Source organism: uncultured Cyclobacterium sp. (genome assembly GCF_963976465.1).
GTDB lineage: Bacteria > Bacteroidota > Bacteroidia > Cytophagales > Cyclobacteriaceae > Cyclobacterium.
On record NZ_CAXBOC010000603.1, the window covers coordinates 1 to 3015 of the forward strand.

General features: G+C 39.3%; 4 protein-coding genes. All 4 read left to right on the top strand.

What is annotated here, in order from left to right; genetic code table 11:
* The coding region (pheT, locus tag AAC037_RS22760; protein WP_339905854.1) for a phenylalanine--tRNA ligase subunit beta at window positions 1–1837 on the top strand (1837 nt) is incomplete at its 5' end.
* 1 nt (window position 1838) lies between these two features.
* A complete protein-coding gene (locus AAC037_RS22765) occupies window positions 1839–2126 on the top strand; it encodes a hypothetical protein (protein ID WP_339905856.1) in 288 nt (95 codons plus the stop codon).
* Window position 2127: 1 nt separating this feature from the next.
* Complete coding sequence (locus AAC037_RS22770; RefSeq protein WP_014018888.1) at window positions 2128–2412, top strand: cell division protein ZapA; 285 nt, start codon at window positions 2128–2130, stop codon at window positions 2410–2412.
* Window positions 2413–2483: 71 nt separating this feature from the next.
* Window positions 2484–3015, top strand: a 532-nt coding sequence (locus AAC037_RS22775; protein ID WP_339905857.1) for an Rnase Y domain-containing protein, incomplete at its 3' end; no start/stop codon positions are given.

Sequence of the window (3015 nt, forward strand, 5' to 3'; positions counted from 1 at the left end):
AGAGCTGGAATTAAAAGGAGTAGAAAGTTTTGCTATTGACAATGAGGATAAAATTATTAAGGTAAGCGTAGCGGACAGTAAAGATTGCCCCAGGTATTCAGGCCTGACGCTAAGCAATGTAAAAGTAGCGCCTTCTCCTAAATGGCTACAGGATTACCTTAAAGCGATTGGCTTGGAGCCAATCAATAATGTGGTAGATGCTACCAATTATATCCTACATGATCTTGGTCAACCGCTTCATGCCTTTGATGCTGATAAAATTCAAGGAGGTGAAATCAAGGTGAAAAGAATGCCTGAGGGAACAAAGTTTGTCACCTTGGACGGCAAAGAAAGGTCCTTGTCTGGCCAAGAGTTGATGATTTGTGACCAACAAGGAGGGCTTTGCATCGCAGGAACTTTAGGTGGGCTGGAATCAGGTGTAAGTAACGAGACAAGTACCATTTTCTTAGAAAGTGCTTGTTTTGGGACGGATGTGGTTCGTAGAGGAGCCCAATTTCATGGGATCAAGACTGATGCTTCTTTCCGTTTTGAAAGAGGTACAGATCCCAACATGCCTGTTTTTGCGCTGAAAATGGCTGCCATATTGATCAAAGAGCTTACCGGAGCCCTTATTAGTTCTCCAATTGTTGATATTTACCCTGAACCGGTAGCGGATTTTGAAATCCCAGTAAGTTATCGACATATTGATAGGTTGATTGGGGAAGAAATAGGCAAGGACAGGATAAAGCAAATACTAGAGGCATTGGAAATAAAAGTTACCAATGAAACATCCTCCGGATTTGTGGCCATAGTAAAGCCCTACAGGGTGGATGTTACCCGAGAGGCTGATGTCATTGAGGAGATTTTGCGAATTTATGGATTTGAAGCCATTCCACTAAAAGAAAATTATCAGGCAGACTTCTTGGCCGAGCATCCGGCAAAGGATGCCAATAAGTTACAGTACCGGGTTTCTGAAATGCTTGCAGGTATTGGTTATAGTGAAATGGTGACCAATTCTCTTAGCAAGTCTAGTTATGCTGAAAATGCTACTTTCCTTGCTCCGGAAAAAGATGTCTTGATTCTAAATAAATTAAGTGAAGATTTGGGCGTGTTGCGACAAAGCCTGGTATTTACGGGTTTAGAAGTATTGGCACACAATATCAACAGGAGACAAAAAGACTTGAAATTATTTGAGTTTGGCTCGGTGTATGTTAAAGCTTCTGAAGGATACGAAGAAGGGAAAATGTTGTCCATTTTTCTTACCGGTAATGCAAGTCATGAAAACTGGATGCAGGCGGTAAAGCCTGTTGCATTTACAGATTTGTATGCTGTGGTAGAAGGATTGTTAACAAAACTAAACATTCCACAGCCCGAAGTAAATGTCATAGAATCCAGCCCCTTTTCTTTTGGCTTAACCTTAAAAGTCAACAAGCAGTTCATAGGCACAATAGGTCTTTTGTCTTCGGATATTTGCAAATTGGCAGATGTGAAACAAGCCGTTTATTTTGCTGAACTGGATTGGGAAATACTTAGTAAACTGGCTAAATCCCAGGGTAAATTTCAAGAAATTTCGAAATTTCCTGAAGTTAGAAGAGATTTATCTCTTGTAATCGATCAGGATGTTACTTTTGATCAGATCAGACAAATGGCCACTAAAGTAGGAGGTAAATTATTGAAAAGAATCAATGTGTTTGACATGTACAAAGGGGATAAGTTGGATGAAGGCAAGAAGGCCTATGCGATGAGCTTTTATCTTCAGGACAATCAGCAGACCCTCACAGACAAGGTGATAGACAAGACCATGAGCAAATTAATGCATACTTTTGAGAAAAATGCCGGTGCTTTGATAAGGAAATAATATGAGGGTTTACGAGGAGCTTCAGCGGTTAGACAATCTGGCAGAACAGGTAGAAAATAAAGTAAAATTACTTGAACAGGAAAATACTGCCCTCAAAAATCAACTTTTGGTCTATCAAAAGAGACTTTCTGATCAGGAAGAAGCACTCGAAGATTTTAAAAATCAAATTAAAATTAGTAAAATTGTAAGAAACATACCGGTAGAAAATAAAGCGTCTGCTGAATTGAGGGGGAGAATTGATGACTATATAAAAGAAATCGATAAAATTATTACTTACCTGTCTGAATAATATGGATACACTTTCGATACGAATTAAAATAGGGGATAGAGAATACCCAATGAAAGTGAAAACCGATGAGGAAGCCAGAATCAGGCGGGTGGGTAAATTAATTAACGATAAAATAAAAAAGTACAGAGAGGAATTTGGACTGGAGGATCGTCAGGACTTGCTGGCAATGGTTGCTTTCGATTGCATGGTAGAGTTCCTGGAAATTAAGGAAGACCATACGGAAGGTAGCGAGCAGGTAAAGCAGGTACTCCAACATGTCAACAAAAACCTTGAATCATTGCTTTGATTCTTTTTAGTCTCTATTGCCCAAGCAAGGCAGTTACCCATTCTATCCGGTAGATAAACTCAAATATATCTATGGGAATTTCAATATACATTATTATATCCGGCGCTATTGGCGTTTTGATCGGGGGACTCCTGGCAGGATTATTTATTAAAAATAACAGTAAGAAAATTGAGGAAGAGGCTCGGGAAAGAGCCAAAAGTCTCATCCGAGAAGCTGAAATTACAGCAGAAGGGACTAAAAAAGATAAAATTCTTGAGGCCAAAGAAAAGTACCTTAAGCTAAAATCCGATTTTGAGGAAGAAGTAGGTAAGAAAAAGAACATTCTAATAACCAATGAAAATAAGCTCAAACAGCGCGAACAGATCCTTTCCAAGGAAATGGAGCATGTAAAACGCAAAGAAGCTGAATTAGACAGTAAAAAAGAAAACCTCAATGCCCAGCTTCATGCCGTTCAAATTCGAAAAGATGAACTTGATAAGGTAACCCACCAAAGGATTACTGACCTTGAAAAAGTAGCCTTGCTTACCAGAGAAGAGGCAAGAGAGCAATTGATAGAAATGCTTAAAGATGAGGCAGCCACCAAGGCTTCTTCTCACATTAAAG

Bases quoted from the DNA above. Each gene is read 5' to 3' on its own strand.
- AAC037_RS22770 (WP_014018888.1), top strand. From the start codon at position 2,128: ATGGATACACTTTCGATACGAATTAAAATAGGGGATAGAGAATACCCA.
- AAC037_RS22765 (WP_339905856.1), top strand. From the start codon at position 1,839: ATGAGGGTTTACGAGGAGCTTCAGCGGTTAGACAATCTGGCAGAACAG.